Source organism: Ruegeria sp. BB9, from assembly GCF_056539345.1.
Genome location: NZ_JBQFUU010000001.1, coordinates 916288 through 933444, shown reverse-complemented (window position 1 = coordinate 933444; position 17157 = coordinate 916288). Strand labels below are relative to the sequence as shown.

General features: G+C 60.4%; 13 protein-coding genes. 6 read left to right on the top strand and 7 right to left on the bottom strand.

Annotated elements, in window-relative coordinates:
* Positions 1–307 precede the first annotated feature (307 nt).
* The gene (locus ACR0FC_RS04640; RefSeq protein WP_480656799.1) at positions 308–1183 is read left to right on the top strand and encodes a hypothetical protein; all 876 of its coding nucleotides are present in this window, start codon (positions 308–310) and stop codon (positions 1181–1183) included.
* A gap of 119 nt (positions 1184–1302) precedes the next feature.
* Here the strand turns inward: ACR0FC_RS04640 and ACR0FC_RS04635 are convergent, their stop codons facing one another.
* From ACR0FC_RS04635 to recA, 4 genes are all read right to left on the bottom strand, one after another.
* Entirely contained in the window at positions 1303–1926 is a 624-nt protein-coding gene (locus ACR0FC_RS04635) for a transglutaminase-like cysteine peptidase (RefSeq protein WP_170338554.1), read from the bottom strand.
* 377 nt (positions 1927–2303) lie between these two features.
* The gene (locus ACR0FC_RS04630) at positions 2304–2591 is read right to left on the bottom strand and encodes a DUF1330 domain-containing protein (protein WP_093962104.1); all 288 of its coding nucleotides are present in this window, start codon (positions 2589–2591) and stop codon (positions 2304–2306) included.
* A gap of 1 nt (position 2592) precedes the next feature.
* The gene (gene alaS / locus ACR0FC_RS04625) at positions 2593–5265 is read right to left on the bottom strand and encodes an alanine--tRNA ligase (protein WP_170338552.1); all 2673 of its coding nucleotides are present in this window, start codon (positions 5263–5265) and stop codon (positions 2593–2595) included.
* Between the two features lie 141 nt (positions 5266–5406).
* Positions 5407–6471, bottom strand: coding sequence for a recombinase RecA (recA, locus tag ACR0FC_RS04620; protein WP_170338550.1), 1065 nt, complete (start codon positions 6469–6471; stop codon positions 5407–5409).
* Between the two features lie 306 nt (positions 6472–6777).
* Between recA and ACR0FC_RS04615 the strand changes: the two genes are divergently transcribed.
* Complete coding sequence (locus tag ACR0FC_RS04615) at positions 6778–7371, top strand: gamma-glutamyl kinase (RefSeq protein WP_170338548.1); 594 nt, start codon at positions 6778–6780, stop codon at positions 7369–7371.
* Here the strand turns inward: ACR0FC_RS04615 and ACR0FC_RS04610 are convergent.
* From ACR0FC_RS04610 to guaB, 3 genes are all read right to left on the bottom strand, one after another.
* The gene (locus ACR0FC_RS04610) at positions 7368–9659 is read right to left on the bottom strand and encodes an ATP-binding protein (protein WP_170338546.1); all 2292 of its coding nucleotides are present in this window, start codon (positions 9657–9659) and stop codon (positions 7368–7370) included. The two genes, ACR0FC_RS04615 and ACR0FC_RS04610, sit on opposite strands and share 4 nt — an antisense overlap.
* Positions 9660–9763: 104 nt before the next feature.
* A complete protein-coding gene (locus tag ACR0FC_RS04605; protein WP_170338544.1) occupies positions 9764–10924 on the bottom strand; it encodes an RsmB/NOP family class I SAM-dependent RNA methyltransferase in 1161 nt (386 codons plus the stop codon).
* A gap of 28 nt (positions 10925–10952) precedes the next feature.
* Entirely contained in the window at positions 10953–12401 is a 1449-nt protein-coding gene (gene guaB / locus ACR0FC_RS04600) for an IMP dehydrogenase (RefSeq protein ID WP_170338542.1), read from the bottom strand.
* Positions 12402–12616: 215 nt separating this feature from the next.
* Here guaB and ACR0FC_RS04595 point away from each other — a divergent pair, with 215 nt between their 5' ends.
* The 4 genes from ACR0FC_RS04595 to ACR0FC_RS04580 all read left to right on the top strand — a co-directional run bounded on the left by ACR0FC_RS04595 (position 12617) and on the right by ACR0FC_RS04580 (position 17138).
* Entirely contained in the window at positions 12617–14659 is a 2043-nt protein-coding gene (locus tag ACR0FC_RS04595) for an ASKHA domain-containing protein (RefSeq protein ID WP_170338540.1), read from the top strand.
* Between the two features lie 24 nt (positions 14660–14683).
* Complete coding sequence (locus ACR0FC_RS04590) at positions 14684–15541, top strand: class I SAM-dependent methyltransferase (RefSeq protein ID WP_170338538.1); 858 nt, start codon at positions 14684–14686, stop codon at positions 15539–15541.
* Positions 15542–15813: 272 nt separating this feature from the next.
* Positions 15814–16647 carry a helix-turn-helix transcriptional regulator gene (locus ACR0FC_RS04585; RefSeq protein WP_170338536.1) on the top strand — a complete coding sequence of 278 codons (834 nt, stop codon included), beginning with the start codon at positions 15814–15816 and terminating at the stop codon, positions 16645–16647.
* The gene (locus ACR0FC_RS04580; RefSeq protein ID WP_170338535.1) at positions 16644–17138 is read left to right on the top strand and encodes a prepilin peptidase; all 495 of its coding nucleotides are present in this window, start codon (positions 16644–16646) and stop codon (positions 17136–17138) included. Before ACR0FC_RS04585 ends, ACR0FC_RS04580 begins: the two co-directional genes overlap by 4 nt.
* The last annotated feature ends 19 nt before the right edge of the window (positions 17139–17157 follow it).

Genomic DNA, 17157 nt, shown 5'->3' with positions numbered 1-17157 from the left:
ATTTCGCTCATAAGATGAGTTAATTCCGCATCGCTATCGCGGTGTTGCCCTTGAAAATGCGACGTGATAGGGGTGTATTTGTGTTCAAAGTGTGTCATCGCCAGGTTGTTCGGTGATGAGTTTAACGAGTTTAAGGAGGCGCGATATGCGCATCAAATCCCGTCTACTGACAATAGTATTTGCTTCAGCTTCATTGCCTCTGATGTCCGGCGGGCCTGTTGTCGCCGCGGACAAGTGTACGATCCAGACAGCCCGGCAGTCGGTTTCCACAGAAACCCTGTGTGCCTGTACGGTCGTGGATGCACGGATGCTGCGTTACATCCAGCGTCGTGCCGATTTCGAAGACATTCTTGCCCGCACTTTGCAGACCTGTCCTGCCTTTGCGGCCGTACTGACGGATTTCCCGACCGCGTCGATTGGTACGGTTGATCAAAGATCCGGCGACGGCCCTTCGGACCCGGGTGGTAGTTCTTCGGGCGGCAGCTCGAGCGGTGGGAGTTCCTCTGGCGGAAGCGGCGTTACCCCAACCGGTGGCGGCAGCTCCAGCGGTGGCAGTTCCAGTGGTGGCAGCTCCAGCGGTGGCTCGAGCGGTGGCAATAATCCCGCACCGCCCCCGGATGGATCGGGCGGTAGCTCCAGCGGTGGCAGCTCCAGCGGCGGCAGTTCCAGTGGCGGTAGCTCCAGTGGTGGGTCCGGCGACGGCGGTGGCAGCTCAAGCGGCGGCAGCTCCAGCGGCGGTTCTGGCGATGGTGGAAGCTCCAGCGGAGGCAGCTCCAGCGGCGGGTCCGGCGATGGCGGTGGCAGCTCGAGTGGCGGCAGCTCCAGCGGTGGGTCCGGCGATGGTGGTGGCAGCTCAAGCGGCGGTAGCTCCAGCGGTGGATCTGGTGACGGCGGCTCTGGTGGTGGCGACGGCGGTGACGGCGGCGGCTCGGGTGATGGCGGCTCGGGCGGTGGCGACGGCGGTGACGGCGGCGGCTCGGGTGATGGCGGCTCGGGCGGCGGCGACGGTGGCAGCTCAAGCGGCGGCAACGGTAACGGCGGCGGCAACGGTAACGGCGGCGGCAACGGTAACGGCGGCGGCAACGGTAACGGCGGCGGCGTTAACGGTAATAATGGCGGTGGAAATGGATCGGAAGGCGCAAGCCCTGGTCAGGGCAACAACGCCAACAACGACGAGGACTAACCGCCTTTGGTCGTGATGCCACGTTTGAGTGGCAGTCTGGCATACAAATGACAAAGGGCGATGAATTCATCGCCCTTTTTTGCTGGAGCCTTAAAGAAACTCAAATTCGCTGTTGCTTCTTAGCTTCGCCCGTAGATCCCAACCCAACGCTGGGGCTGTTTCGGGTCCTGCATCCGCAGGAACAAATAGCGTGTGGCCGACCAGGGTTTGATCCGATTGGTCAGGTTGTCCAGTACGAGATCACCCTGATTGGAGCGGTAAACCAGAACCGCGTGAGGTCCGCGACGGGTGTCCAGGACGGTCGCCAGCAAAAGCTTGTTGGGATCAATTCCTGCCTTGATTAGGTCACGCTTTTTCAGCAGCGCAAAATCCTCGCAATCACCGCCGCGCGATGTTGGCAGGGCCCAACGCTCCCGCGTCTTGTACTGCACCTGATCCGTGACCTCACGCGTTGTCGCATTGACCTGGGCATTGATTTGCTTGACCAGTCGCAGCTCCTGATGGCTGGGCAGCGAAACCGATTTCTTGTTCGCACAGGCCCACGCATACTGTCGGCACAGTGTCCGTGCGCCCGACGGCGGTGGCGAAGCCGAAAATCCCGAAATGAAAGCTGTCTCTGAAGCGCTGGCTTGTCCTGTCGTAAGAACGGCACCGCCGATCACTCCCAACACACCCAGAGCCAATGTGGCCTTTCTGGCTGCGCGACTTGCCACTGCGTTGAACCTGTCCAAAACCCGATTCATGCCTGTCCCTCGATCCCATACGTTCGACTGACTGCCGCTTCTGAGGACCATATTCTGCTTTTGGAAACTATCCGTTAACAGACTGGCTCTGGCAATCCTCGGTCAGGTTGTCGGCAAAAAACGGCGGAAATTCGTAACTCAATATGACCTTTTCTGCGCAAGAAAATGGCGAAGCCTGACACAATTAGAGGTAGAGCGTCATAATTTCACCGCCACAAAAAGGCTCAACCAATTGAAAACATGAGTAAATTTTATTGCGGGACGTGATCACCGGAACAATTTTGGCCCAATTCCCGGATCGGTGTCGCAACTTTGTCTGACGTTGCGTCATCCAAAGCGGGTTCCGGAGCCGATCCAAAACCGGCTCCGGCTGATTCTCACTCGGTCGTTTCGACGACCAGCAATTCGCGCTCGCTTGCGCCCCGGGCGTGGCTCAGGGCTTCTTGGTATTCAGCCGAGTTGTAACAGGCGACGGCGGCTTCAACCGACGGGAACTTGGCTACGACATTGCGGGGCCGCTCTTTGCCTTCCAGTTGGACGTAGCGCCCTGCACGGGCGATGAACGTGCCCCCGTGTTTGGAAATGGCCGGGCCGGCAAGCTCGGCGTATTTGCCATAAGCTTCGGCATCAGTAACCGTGACATGTGCTATCCAGAGTGCTGGCATCTTATCCTCCCAAAACCTCTTCCGCGGCCTTGATGGCCGCCGCGGCGTTGGCGGCGTCGCGACCACCGCCCTGCGCCATGTCGGGACGCCCGCCGCCGCCCTTGCCGCCCAGTTCCTGCACCGCAGCCTTGACCAGATCGACGGCCGATATCGACTGCGTCAGGTCACTTGTGACACCGGCGGCGACTGCAGCCTTGCCCCCCGTGTCGGCGATCAGAAGAACGGCTCCTGATCCCAGCCGCGCTTTGTGCTCATCAATGAGGGCCGGCAGATCCTTGCCCGACACCCCATTCAGAGCCTGCGCCAGGAACTTGACGCCATTGATCTCTTTGGCCTCAGCGCCGCCGCCTTGACCGGCTCCACCGGCCATCGCCAGATCGCGGCGCAACTGCGCCACTTCGTTCTGCAACGACTTGCGCTCGTCCAGCAGAGCTTTGATGCGATCGACGACATCATCCGGCTGCGCCTTCAACTCGGCGGCAATCTGGCCAAGGCGCCGATCCCGCTCGGTCAAATACCGCATTGCAGCGTCCCCGGTCAGAGCTTCGATCCGCCGCACACCCGCGCTGCTTGCGCCGTCACCCAGAATGACAAAGGTCCCGATATCACCAGTCTGGCGCACATGCGTACCGCCACACAGTTCGATCGACCAGGTTTGGCCGTCATGGCCCTTGCCGGTCTGGGCCTTGCCCATCGAGACAACCCGGACTTCGTCGCCGTATTTTTCACCGAACAACGCCTGTGCACCCAAGGCGCGGGCATCGTCCGGGGTCATGATACGGGTTTCGACCGTCGAGTTCTGACGAATGAACTCATTCACCTCGCGTTCAACGGTCTGCAGCTCGGCCGGTGTCAGCGCTTTGGCGTGGCTGAAATCAAACCGCAGACGGTCGGCAGCATTCAACGATCCGCGCTGTGCAACATGATCGCCAAGCGTTTCGCGCAGCGCTTCGTGCAGGAGGTGCGTCGCCGAATGGTTCGCTCGAATGGCCGAACGCCGGGCGTGATCGACTTCTAGTTCGACGGTATCACCTTTGGCTACCGCACCGCTGTCCACGACGATCTTGTGTGCATAGACCTTGCCATCCGCGAACTTCCGGGTGTCTTCGACCGTCGCGCTCTGGGTGCGATCTTCAAGACGGCGGATGCTGCCGGAATCGCCAACTTGGCCACCCGCCTCGCCGTAAAAGGGTGTCTGATTTACGACCACCCAGCCGGATCCGCCCTGCTCGATACGGTCTACAAGGTCACCGTCGACCACCAGGGCCACAACCTGACCCTCAGCCACTTCTGTTTCGTAGCCCAGGAAATCGGTCGCACCGCTTGCGTCCAGTATGTCGAACCAGACTGCCTGATCTGCAGCCTCACCCGAACCAGCCCAGGCGGCGCGCGCCTTCGCCTTCTGCTCGGCCATGGCGGTGTCGAATCCGTCGGTATCAACCGTCCGACCTTTTTCGCGCAGGGCATCCTGGGTCAGGTCAAGCGGGAACCCATAGGTGTCATACAGCTTGAAGGCGGCATCCCCGGGCAGTGGCGCCCCGTCCGGCAGGCCCGCCACTTCGTCATCCAGCAGTTTGAGGCCGCGGTCCAGCGTCTGCTTGAACCGGGTTTCCTCCAACAACAACGTCTCTTCGATCAGAGCCTGAGCACGACCCAGCTCGGAATACTGCGCGCCCATCAATTGAACCAGTGTCGGAACAAGCTTGTGCATGACCGGATCCTTGGCGCCCAGAAGATGCGCATGGCGCATGGCCCGGCGCATGATCCGGCGCAGGACATATCCGCGACCATCATTCGAGGGCATGACCCCGTCAGCAATCAGGAAAGAGGTCGACCGCAAGTGGTCGGCAATTACCCGATGGTGCACATTCTGATCGCCATAGGGGTCCACATGCGTGACTTCGGCCGAGGCCTCGATCAGTGTCTTGAACAGGTCGGTGTCATAGTTGTCATGGCTGCCCTGCAGCAACGCGCCGATCCGTTCCAGACCCATGCCGGTATCGATCGACTGCATGTCCAGTTCACGCATCGAGCCGTCTTCGAACTGCTCGTTCTGCATGAAAACGATATTCCAGATCTCGATGAACCGGTCACCGTCTTCCTCGGCCGATCCCGGAGGTCCGCCCCAGATGTGGTCGCCGTGATCATAGAAGATCTCGGTACAGGGGCCGCAGGGGCCGGTCGGGCCCATCTGCCAGAAATTGTCGCTGGTGGCGATGCGGATGATCCGGTCTTCGGGAACGCCGACTTTCTTCCATATCTCGAACGCCTCGTCATCGGTATGATAGACGGTCGTCAGCAGACGATTCTTGTCGATCCCGAACTCCTTGGTGATCAACTCCCAAGCGAACGGAATCGCTTCCGATTTGAAATAGTCTCCGAACGAGAAGTTGCCCAGCATCTCGAAGAACGTGTGGTGGCGGGCCGTGTAACCGACATTGTCCAGGTCGTTGTGCTTGCCGCCGGCGCGCACGCATTTCTGCGCCGTGGTGGCACGTGTGTAGTCGCGTGTCTCAAGGCCGGTGAACAGGTTCTTGAACTGCACCATGCCCGAGTTGACGAACATCAGCGTCGGGTCGTTGCGCGGCACAAGCGGGCTCGACGCGACCACTTCGTGCCCTTGTTTGGCAAAGTAGTTCAGAAAGGTTGAGCGGATATCGTTCAGCGTGGGCATTGGGCTCTCTCAGCGCGCATTCATGATCTATCGCGACGGTTTAGCCCCCTGCCCGCCGATAGTCCACAGGATTGCTGCAGTGCAAACGAAACAAGGTGAACCCGAAGGCTCACCTTGCCAGTGTTCTCTCTGATCTTCCGATCAGGCTTCGAGGATATCATCCTCATCCGCCGCAGGCGGCATGTCGAAATCAAGCCCGTGCGCGGCACGGATCTTGTCCTCGATTTCCAGCGCAACCCGACTGTTGTCCCGCAGGTATTGCTTGGCGTTCTCGCGCCCCTGCCCAATCCGCTCATCCCCATAGCTGAACCACGAGCCGGATTTTTCGACCACTCCGGCTTTGACGCCAAGATCCAGCAGTTCGCCCATCTTGCTGATGCCTTCGCCATACATGATGTCGAATTCAACCTGCTTGAACGGCGGGGCCACCTTGTTTTTCACCACCTTCACGCGGGTCTGGTTGCCGACCACCTCGTCGCGGTCCTTGATCGCGCCGATGCGGCGGATGTCCAGGCGGACCGAGCTGTAGAATTTCAGGGCGTTGCCCCCGGTCGTGGTTTCCGGGCTACCGAACATGACGCCGATCTTCATGCGGATCTGGTTGATGAAGATCACCATGCAGTTGCTGCGGGCGATCGAGCCTGTCAGTTTGCGCATCGCCTGGCTCATCAGCCGGGCCTGCACGCCCACGCTGCTGTCGCCCATGTCGCCTTCCAGCTCGGATTTCGGCGTCAGCGCCGCCACCGAGTCCACCACAACCATGTTGACTGCGCCGGAACGCACCAGCGTATCGGTGATTTCCAGCGCCTGTTCACCCGTGTCGGGCTGTGAGATCAACAGTTCGTCCAGATCCACCCCCAGCTTGCGGGCGTATTGCGGGTCCAGCGCGTGTTCCGCATCGACGAATGCACAGACGCCGCCGCGTTTCTGCTGCTCGGCGATACAATGCAGGGTCAGGGTCGTCTTGCCCGAGCTTTCCGGGCCGTAAATTTCGACAATCCGACCCATCGGCAGTCCGCCGATGCCAAGGGCGATATCCAGCCCGAGTGACCCGGTCGAACTGGCCTCGATCTCCTGCCGGGCGCCATCGCCCAATTTCATGATCGAGCCCTTGCCGAACTGCCGCTCGATCTGCGCCAACGCGCTGTCCAGCGCCTTTTGCTTGTCGGGGTTTTTCTTGTCGTTCATTGTCAGAAGATCCGCCATTGTCCTGTCGCCTTCCCTTTTGTCACACCCATCACCGGGCGGCAATCGCTGCTTTGTTCGCCTCTTGTTCCTTATGAGATCAAAAAGAGAACATTTCAACAAAAACTTTCATTCCTTACCCTTCGATGAAGAGGTTAAAGAGTCGTTTATTCTGATCTCGAAACTGCTCAATCATGCCCAAGGCTCTGTCTTTGCGATGAAATTTAACTTGAACAGGCTGGTGATTTTGTGCGGAAGCAATTGACCTCGGCCGCCGGGGCGGACAATCATGCGGCACGACAGCCTTCGGCGCAGGAAAGACATGAAATGCTGATCTTCTTCAAGGAACGCCTTGCGCTTCTGTCGCTGCCCAAAACCGGAAGCACCGCCTATCAGGTCGCGTTGCGGGACCGCGCAGATATCGTGGTATCGGGTCCACCGGATCTGAAACATGCGCCGGTGCGTCGCTATGACCGTTTCTTCCAAAACATTTTCCGCAAGATGTACGACACGGAAATGGAAATCATGGCCGTAGTCCGCGAACCCGTCGATTGGCTGGGCAGCTGGTACCGGTACAGGACGCGCACCGAATTGACTGGCCACCCGCATTCGACCGCCGGCATGTCTTTCGACATGTTTGTTCAGGCCTATATGCAATCGCCCCGTCCCGGGTTTGCCGATGTCGGAAGCCAAACTGAATTCTTCCGGAGCCGCAGCAATGGCGCCGGCGCTTCGCATATCTTTCGCTACGAACACCAGGACGAAATTCTGGACTTCCTTCAAGATCGGCTGAACGCCCGGATCAGTCTGCCCCGCGAAAACGTATCGCCCAAACGGGAACTGACACTTTCGGACCAGACATTGGATGCATTCCGCAAGGCTCATGCCGTCGAGTTTCGTCTGCATCAGCAGGCGCGTTAGTTGAGGTGCTGAAACACCGCCTCGGTCAATTGTGTCAGTGAAAAGGGCTTGGGCAGGAAAGTCGAGTTTCTGATCTCCGGCCCAGCGTCCCCAAACGCGCCTTCGGTATAGCCTGACATGAAGACCACCCGAACATCGGGCCGGCTTTCCAGCGCCTTGGCAACCCAGGTTGGACCATCCATTCCGGGCATGACCACGTCCGTGACGAAGACGTCGACATGCAGGTTCTGATCCTCGAGAATGCGCAACGCGTCCTCGGCCGAGCCCACCTCAAAGACGGTATAGCCCTTGAGGCGCAAGGCCCGGGTGGCAAAGGCGCGTACCGGCGCCTCATCCTCGACCAGCAAAACGACACCTTCGCCTTGATGCGCGTTCGGTTCCGGTTGTGCCGGCGGTTCGATCGCAACCTCGGTGTCCCGTGCCAAGCAGACCGGCAGCATGACGTTGAACTCGGTCCCACGCCCTTCGGTGCTGTCCACAAAGATGAAGCCGCCGGTTTGCTTGACGATGCCATAGACCGTCGACAAACCCAGCCCGGTCCCCTCGCCTGTCCGCTTGGTCGTGTAGAAGGGTTCGAAAATCTTCTGCAGCTTGTCTGACGGAATACCGACGCCACTGTCGATGACCTTGACCGAAACATATTCACCCACCGGAACGGTCGCCCTGTCCCGCATCAGCGGCTCGGTCAAAGAAAACACCTCTGTTTCGATACGGATTTCTCCGCCGTCGGGCATCGCATCGCGCGCGTTCACCACCAGGTTCATGATGACCTGTTCCAACTGCCTCTTGTCTGCGCGAACGGGCTTGAGAACCGGATCATGACTGAGGATCAGCTTGACCTTCTCGCCCACCAGGCGGTTCAACAAGTGGATCAGATCGGAAATGGTATCGCGCAGATCCAGCACTTCGGGTCGCAGAGTCTGTTTTCGGGAAAAGGCCAGCAACTGGCTGACCAACGCAGCGGCCCGGTTGGCATTCTGGTTTATCTGGACGAGATCGCCGTAGTTCGGATCACTTTGATCATGGCGCAGCAGCAGCAGGTCGCAATGTCCGGAAATGGCGGTCAGCAGATTGTTGAAATCATGCGCAACACCGCCCGCCAGCTGCCCGACCGCCTGCATCTTTTGCCCTTGGACGAACTGAGCCTCCAGCGTCTTGAGTTCGGTCGCGTCGTTCAACACGGCAACCAGGCGCACCTCACCGTTCTTGACGATGCGGGTCAAGGTCAGTTGAACGAAAACCTCTCGGTCCTTTCCACCCAGCCGCAGGAATTCGGAACGTGGTGGCCCGTCGCACGCGGCGACCTGAAGCAGCCAGTCCCGCAAGGGATGCCCCAATCCGCTCAGGATCGTGTCAATATTGGTCTGACCCAATTCAACATCACCGATCAGCTTGCGCGCCAATCGATTGGCATCCAGAATCTCTCCGCCCGGAGCAAGGTGCATCATGGGTACCGGGACGTCGGCGAAAGTCGTGGTCCACCGATCTGCAGGTGCGTCGTCAAGCGCGACCAGCGCTATGTCCTGGCCCGCACTGGTTTTTTGAACCTCGCACACGAATACCCGCCGCGAGCCTTCTTGAGCAGGCAGGCGTAGAACCGTTTCACCGGATATGACCTCCGGCGTCAGAGCCTCGGCCGCGCCCACTTCGCTGCCTCGGAGCATCGCCTCGGCCGCTGCATTCATGTTCAGGACCACGTCGTTTCGCCCGAGCGTCACGATTGGAAGCGAAGCATACGCCCAGGGTTGCCGACCCGAGGCCTTGATCCGCCACAGGTACAGATCATCGCCAAGGTCGATCGCCAGAACTGGAATTGTCGTACCCTTTGTCACGATGTCTTCTGCCGCGCGCCCTTCGACTTGCGCCAATGACTGCATCCGAACCAGTATCGCCGCAGGATTGGCGAAAACGGACTGCAAACACATGTCCAGCCTTGCGCCTGTCGAGGCGTTGAACCTGTCTCGCGCTGCGGAATTCACGATCAGCACCCGCCCGTTGGCATCCGTGATGAATCCCGGGGCGGGCTCTTTTTCTAGAAACGACGCGAGAATGGTTTGCGCCTGTTTGTCAACGCGATACGAGAACCATCCGCGCAACATAACAAACGCGCCAACGGCCAGAAAAGACCCTCCGACCGCCAGCAGGCCCGAAACCAACTGGGGTGAGATCGGAAAGAACTGTGCGAGAATGACCAACAAAAGCGCGACACCGACCAGAGAGATGGCCCGCGACCAGCTCGGAAAGTGCCGCCCAGTCAAGCTTGGCGTAAATTGAGCGACTTCGGTCATCAACAACTCAATTCAAAATCAATCCACGGCATATCGTGGCACAAAGGGTTAATATCCGCTTAAGGAATCCGGCGAATATTCTCCTTTAAGTTGTTTTCAGCGTATCAGCGTCGCGTCAAGTGGGCGGAATAGAAGCCGTCGGTGCCGTGTACAACCTGCCACAATCGGCTGAACGTGCATTGCCATTCCGGATGCGACGACAGGAACGTGTCTATGACGCCTCTGTTTTCGACATCCAGCATCGAACAGGTGGCGTAGGCCAATACACTACCATCACCGACGAGGGGTGCGGCTGCGTCCAGAATGGACAATTGTGTCTGAGGCAACTGGGCCAGTTGCTCGGGCGTCAATGCCCATTTGCCCGCAGGTGCGCGCCGCCACGAGCCGCTCCCGGAACAGGGAGCGTCAGTCAGCACCACGTCAAACGGGCCGTGTTTTACCAAGTCATCTGTCGACAGGATGGTAATGCGCGCTCCCGCCCGTTGCGCTCGATCAGGAAGGTCACGCATGCGCCCGGGGTTGGCGTCATGGGCGAAGACTTCGACACCGCCGGTGGCGGCCATGGCCAGCGCCTTGCCGCCACCCCCGGCACAATAGTCCAGAACCCTCATGCCAGGCCTGAGGTTCAATGCAGCAACGACAGCTTGGCTCGCTGCATCCTGCAACTCGACCAAGCCGTCACGATAGCTTTGGGATTGCGAAATCTTCCGGGCACCTTCGACAACTTCAAGCGCTGTCTCGCAGGCCGGGTGCGGCGCAGTGGAAATCCCTTCCCGCGTCAGCGCGTCCACCGCCTCTTGCAAGCTCGTGCGGGCCAAATTGACCCGCAGGTGAACCGGAGCGCGCGATTGCAGCGCGGCGGCGGCCTCTCTGGCATTTTCACCAAGCGACCGCTCGAAAACCGGCCAAAGCCACTCGGGAATGTCAAACTGCTCGGCTTCCGTTTCGAATAGGCGACCGACCTCGTCCGCCGTGACGTGGTCTGGGGCGTGACGATCTCCGGTGAACAGATCGCCCGGGTCCTGACCCTGCGACCGCAGAGCGCCCAACATCAGGCCTCGCCCCGTCCTTGCGCCGCCGATCGCAGCGTAAGACCGAAGATGCCGAAGCGCGTCAAAGACATGGTCGCGGATCGCTGCCCTGTCCTTCGATCCGGCAAAACGGCTGCGCCGCGCCCAGCCCGTCAACGCTTTCTCGGCGGGAGTTCCGCCCAGAAAATCGTCTAGGATTTCGATAGCGGCCTGAACGCGCGCGCCTGGGGTCATGTCGAGGTCCTGAGTCCGACGGAAACCGTCACATCACGCGATAGTTTGGGCTTTCGCGTGTGATTTGTACGTCATGCACGTGGCTTTCCTTCAGACCCGCTCCGGTAATCTTCACGAACTGACAATTGCGGCGCATTTCATCAACGGTCGCGCAGCCGGTATAGCCCATGGCCGCACGCAGACCGCCGACCAGTTGGTGAACAACGGCGCTGGCCGAGCCCTTGTAGGGCACCTGTCCCTCGATCCCCTCGGGCACCAGCTTGTCATTCGCGGCGTCCTTCTGGAAATAACGATCGGCTGAGCCGCGCGCCATCGCGCCCAAGCTGCCCATGCCGCGGTAGGATTTGAAAGAGCGGCCCTGGTACAGAATGACCTCGCCCGGGCTTTCATCGGTGCCGGCGATCATCGAGCCGACCATGGCGCAGGACGCCCCCGCCGCGATGGCCTTGGCGAAATCGCCCGAAAACTTGATACCACCATCGGCGATGACCGGCACGTCGCCAGCCGCAGCCGAGCAATCCATGATTGCCGTCAACTGGGGCACGCCGACACCGGCCACCATGCGCGTGGTGCAGATCGAGCCCGGCCCGATCCCGACCTTGACCGCATCGGCGCCAGCGTCGATCAGGGCCTTGGTTGCGTCGCCCGTTGCGACGTTGCCCGCGATGATCTGCACTTCGTTCGACAGGGCCTTGATCCGCTTCACCGCGTCCAGCACCCCTTGGGAATGGCCGTGCGCCGTGTCGACCACGATGATGTCGACGCCAGAGTCGACCAATTGCTCGGATCGTTCAAAGCCGGCATCGCCAACCGACGTGGCCGCCGCAACCCGCAGCCGACCCAGATGGTCTTTGCAGGCCGTGGGGTTCAGCACCGCTTGTTCCGTATCCTTCAAGGTCAGCAGACCGGTCAGTTTGCCCGATCCGTCGACGACCAGCAGCTTTTCAATCCGGCGAGCCTTCATCAGGCTCTTTGCCTCTTCCAGGTCGGCCGGCTCCTGCAGCATCGCCAGATTATCCGTGGTCATCATCGCGCGGATCGGCTGGTCGTCCGACGTGGCAAAACGCATGTCGCGGTTGGTCACGATGCCCACGACGCGGCCGTCGTCATCCACCACCGGGAACCCCGTGAAGTTGTAGCGTTCAACCAGGGCCTTGGCATCGGCCAGCGTTTGATTGGCGCGCAGGGTGACGGGGTTGTAGACGATGCCGGATTCGAAGCGTTTGACCCGGCGCACCTCACGCGATTGCTCCTCGACGGTCAGGTTCTTGTGGATGACCCCGATGCCCCCGGCCTGCGCCATTGCGATGGCCATCCGCGCCTCGGTCACCGTGTCCATGGCCGAGCTGAGCAGCGGTATGTTCATGGTGATCGCGCGCGTCACGCGCGTGGACGTGTCCGCCGTTGCCGGCAGCACCGACGAGGCCGCCGGAACCAAAAGAACGTCATCAAAGGTGAGTGCCTCACGAATCTGCATCTGCTAACCCCATGCAAAACCCCGTTTGGCGGTGACCCTATTGCATGGTTTCGACCAAAGGAAAAGCCCCTGCCCCAACTTGTTCGCCCACAAACCGCCGTGATGGCGCGGAAAACGACGCAAGCCGCGCAAAACCTGCCGCGGATTGGCCTTTCCCTTTGCCGCGAAACCCATATCTTGCCGCCATACGCGCGAACACCAAAAAGGCATCCGTCATGACCACCGATCCCCTTGTCGTCTTTACCCCTTCGGGCAAACGCGGACATTTCCCCGTTGGCACTCCGATCCTGACGGCGGCCCGGCAACTGGGGGTCGATCTGGATTCGGTCTGCGGTGGGCGCGGGATCTGCTCGAAATGCCAGATCACGCCCAGCTATGGCGAGTTTCCCAAACACGGCGTCACGGTCCGCGAAGACGCGCTGAGCGAATGGAACGCGGTTGAGCAGCGCTATGACGACAAACGCGGTCTGAAACCGGGCCGGCGTCTGGGCTGCCAGGCCACCGTTCAGGGCGACGTGGTGATCGACGTCCCGCCTGAAAGCCAGGTGCACCGCCAGGTGGTGCGCAAGGCCGCCGCCGCGCGCGCCATCACCATGGACCCGGCCACGCGCCTTTATTTCGTGGTGGTCGAAGAACCCGATATGCACTCGCCCACCGGCGATCTGGAACGTCTGGAGCGCGCCCTGCGCGAGCAGTGGCAGATCGACGCCGTCACCGCCGACCTGTCGCTTTTGTCCAAACTGCAGCCGACCCTGCGCAAAGGCAAGTGGGAGGTCACGGTCGCCCTGCACAAGGGCCACAAGGACAGCGTGGCGCGCATCGTCGAAATCTGGCCCGGCCTGCACGAAAACGGGCTATACGGGCTGGCCATCGATTTGGGCTCGACCACCATTGCCGCGCATCTGACCGATCTGGAAACCGGCGAGGTCAAGGCCTCGTCCGGCCTGATGAACCCGCAGATCCGGTTCGGCGAAGACCTCATGAGCCGCGTCTCGTACGCGATGATGAACCACGGCGGTGACCGGGAGATGACCCGGGCCGTACGCGAGGCGATCAACGATCTGGTCACCTCGATCGCCGACGAGGCCGGGATCGACCCGGCCCTGATCGTGGAAACCGTGTTCGTCTGCAACCCGGTCATGCACCACCTGCTGTTGGGCCTGGACCCGGTCGAACTGGGCCAGGCGCCGTTTGCGCTGGCCACGTCGGAAAGCGTCTCGCTGCCCGCGCGCGAGATGGATCTGACCACGATGAACCCGCGCGCGCAGGTCTACATCCTGCCCTGCATCGCGGGCCATGTGGGAGCCGACTGCGCCGCCGTGGCGCTAAGCGAAGAGCCGGGCAAGTCGCAGGACCTGGTTTTGATCGTGGACGTCGGCACCAACGCCGAGATCCTGCTGGGCAACACGACCCGCGTGCTGGCCTGTTCCTCGCCCACCGGACCGGCCTTCGAAGGTGCGCAGATCAGTTCGGGCCAGCGCGCAGCCCCGGGCGCGATCGAGCGCATTCAGATCGACCCGGTGACCAAAGAACCCCGTTTCCGGGTGATCGGCTCGGACAAGTGGTCGGACGAAGACGGATTCGAGGCCGACATCGCCACCACCGGCATCACCGGCATCTGCGGGTCGGGCATCATCGAGGCGGTGGCCGAACTGCGCATGGCCGGCCTGCTGGACGACAGCGGCCTGATCGGCTCGGCCGAGCAGACCGGCACCAGCCGCTGCATCCCCGAGGGCCGCACTCATTCCTACCTGATCCATGACGCCAGCGCCGAGGGCGGCCCGCGCATCACCGTGACCCAAGGCGACATCCGGGCGATCCAGCTGGCGAAATCCGCGCTCTATGCCGGGGCGCGGCTGCTGATGGATGAGATGGGCGTGGACAAGGTGGATCGCGTGGTGCTGGCCGGGGCGTTCGGCGCCCATATCTCGACCAAACATGCGATGGTTCTGGGCATGATCCCCGACGCGCCGCTGGACAAGGTCCAAAGCGCGGGCAACGCCGCCGGCACCGGCGCACGCATCGCGCTGTGCAACATCGCCGCCCGGGGCGAGATCGAACGTGTGGTACGCGAGATCACCAAGGTCGAAACCGCGATCGAGCCGAAATTTCAAGAGCATTTCGTCGCCGCCAACGCGATCCCGCACAAGACTGATCCGTTCCCGGAACTGGCCAAGATCGTCACCCTGCCCGCCCCGTCCTTCAACACCGGCGGCGACGCGGAAAAAACTGGCCGCCGCCGCCGCAGAAAGGCATAGTCCGAAAAACTGCGGAGGACCCCCATGCAAACAGCAAACGAAGATCAGGCTGAGTACTGGGGCAACTCCGAATCCGGCACCAAGTGGCTGACTTTTGAGGACAAACTGGATCACATGCTGGCCCCGGTTCTGGACCTCGTTCTGGAACAGGCCGAGCTGGATTCTGGAATGCGCGTGCTGGACATCGGCTGCGGGACCGGCGCCAGCACCATCGCGGCCGCCCAGCGTGTCGGACCGCAGGGCCATGTTCTTGGCGGCGACATTTCTGAGCCGTTCCTCAATCGAGCGCGGGAAAGGGCCTTGTCCGCAGGTGTTGAAAACGTCGATTTCCAATGCGTCGACGCTCAGGTCGCCCCGTTCCCCGTGGGCGCGTTCGACGCTGCGATATCGCGCTTCGGTGTGATGTTCTTTCAGGATTCGGTTGCGGCGTTCGCCAACATCGCCAAGGCTCTGGCCCCCAGCGGACGGATGACCTTTGCCGCGTGGGGACCGCTGGCGGACAATCCCTGGTTCAGGATTCCCCACATGGCCGCCACAGCGCATCTGGGCCAACCGCCAAAATACGGTCGGTTCGCACCCGGGCCACTGGCCTTTCATGATATCGATCAAGTGACCGGGATGATGGAAACGGCAGGTTTGGATGACATCTTCGCCAACCCAGTAAGCCTCCGACTGCCGGGCCTTGGATCGGTGGAGGCCACCGCCGAGCTATGCACCCGGGTCGGGCCGGCCGCGCGCGTGATAGCGCATTTTGAAGGCGATGAGACCGACGAACGAAAAATCCAGAGCGCCGTGGCCCAAGAGTTTTCGAGTTTTCAAACGGCAGATGGGTTTGGCATCCCGGCGGTCATCAACGTCTTTCAGGCCCGCAAGCCCTCCTGACACACCAGAGCGTGTCGCCCTTGACCAATCATACCCGCTGACAGCCATTGTTTCTGACCGCCTGCTCTTTGCAGCCTTTTGGGCCGAATTGTCTGCGTTTTACGTGTGTTTTTCTCCACATCCGGAAACTTAATAAGATTCTTGGTGATTTTTGCGTAAAAATCGTAAAATATGAATGTATTGGGCAGAGTAATTCAAATCTACAGAAGCCGCTGAACCGGCTCGCTTTAGTGAGTAAGACGTTTACCAGTTGGTGCTATATGGACAGGGGGATGGGCCGTGCAGGTGCGTGGCTACCGAACACGCAACACACACGCGCATTGATCAATTTCATTCAATGGAGCCAGGGCGGAGTGGTTCTGGACGCTGCGTTGACCGAAGTTGTCAACGCGTTTGGAGCCGATTGCGGTACCCTCAGCCGTGTCTGGCTCAATAAAGTTGGCAGCCGAATAGCTGCGCGCGCAGATACCCGTGACCAGACAATAAGTCGGCCGCTTTTCCTTTCCTTCACGAATGACGTGATTGGTCCGTTTGCGAGCAAGCCAAAGAAAGGCGTCGTCTTCAGCCTCAAGGATCATGGGAAACCCGTAAACGAGCTTTCTGCCGTTGTTCTGGACTGGATCTCGCACCGCAAGCTGCACGATATCCTGTTCGTCTGTCTCGACAACCAAGGCTGCGAAATCGATTTTCTGGAGCTGCATTTCGCCAAAGGTCTCGAACCCGGCTGGCGCGAAGCGATAGAGACAGTTGCACCCGAAATTTCCGAAATCTACCGCAACAGACGCGCCGGTCTGATTACCGAAGCAATTTCCCGCCAATCCGTAACGACCATCCAAAGGGCGGTGAATGACGCGCCGCTGATGAGCCTCGAAAACCCAGCGGGCCTGACACGGGCCGAATGGCGGGTCTGCGTTCTGATTTCCCGGGGACTGTCGCAACAGTCCATTGGATCCGAGCTCGAGATTGGTCCCGCGACTGTGAGAACGCATCTCAAGCATATCTACGGCAAGACAGGAATGGAGAACTTCCACATGTTGGCCAGACGGCTGGTTTCGATCGAAGAACGCGAAGCCTTGCACGGCAGACACAATCAGGCACGCGCATGATGATCGATCTGCCTTGGCATATCTGGGTACCTCTGTGGTTGATGGTGCCGCTGTTTGTGGCGGTGGCGTGGACGGACCTAACCGAATACCGGATACCGAACCTGTATTGCCTGATAGGGGTTACCCTGTTTCTGGTCGGGTCCCCTGCCCTCGGCTTGCATGAAGTTGGATTGCGATTGATCGCCGCCGGGCTTTGCTTTGGGATCTGTTTTGCCCTTTTCGCCGCCGGTTGGCTTGGGGGCGGAGATGCCAAAATGCTACCGGTGGTTTTTCTGGCGATACCGACCCAAGCCCTTTCGACATACATGCTGCTGTTATCTGCCGCGATGGCGTTTGGACTGACCAGCTTGACCCTGCTGCGCCTGTTCGTCCGACAACCGACAGGAAAGCTTGCAGCAACGCTCAGCGGACGCGAGTTTCCCCTTGGGATTGCCATAGGCCTTTCAGGCCTGATCCTGGCCGGCTGGTCGATGCTGCTTTACGGCGCCTGAAAGAGCGCAACCCAAGTCG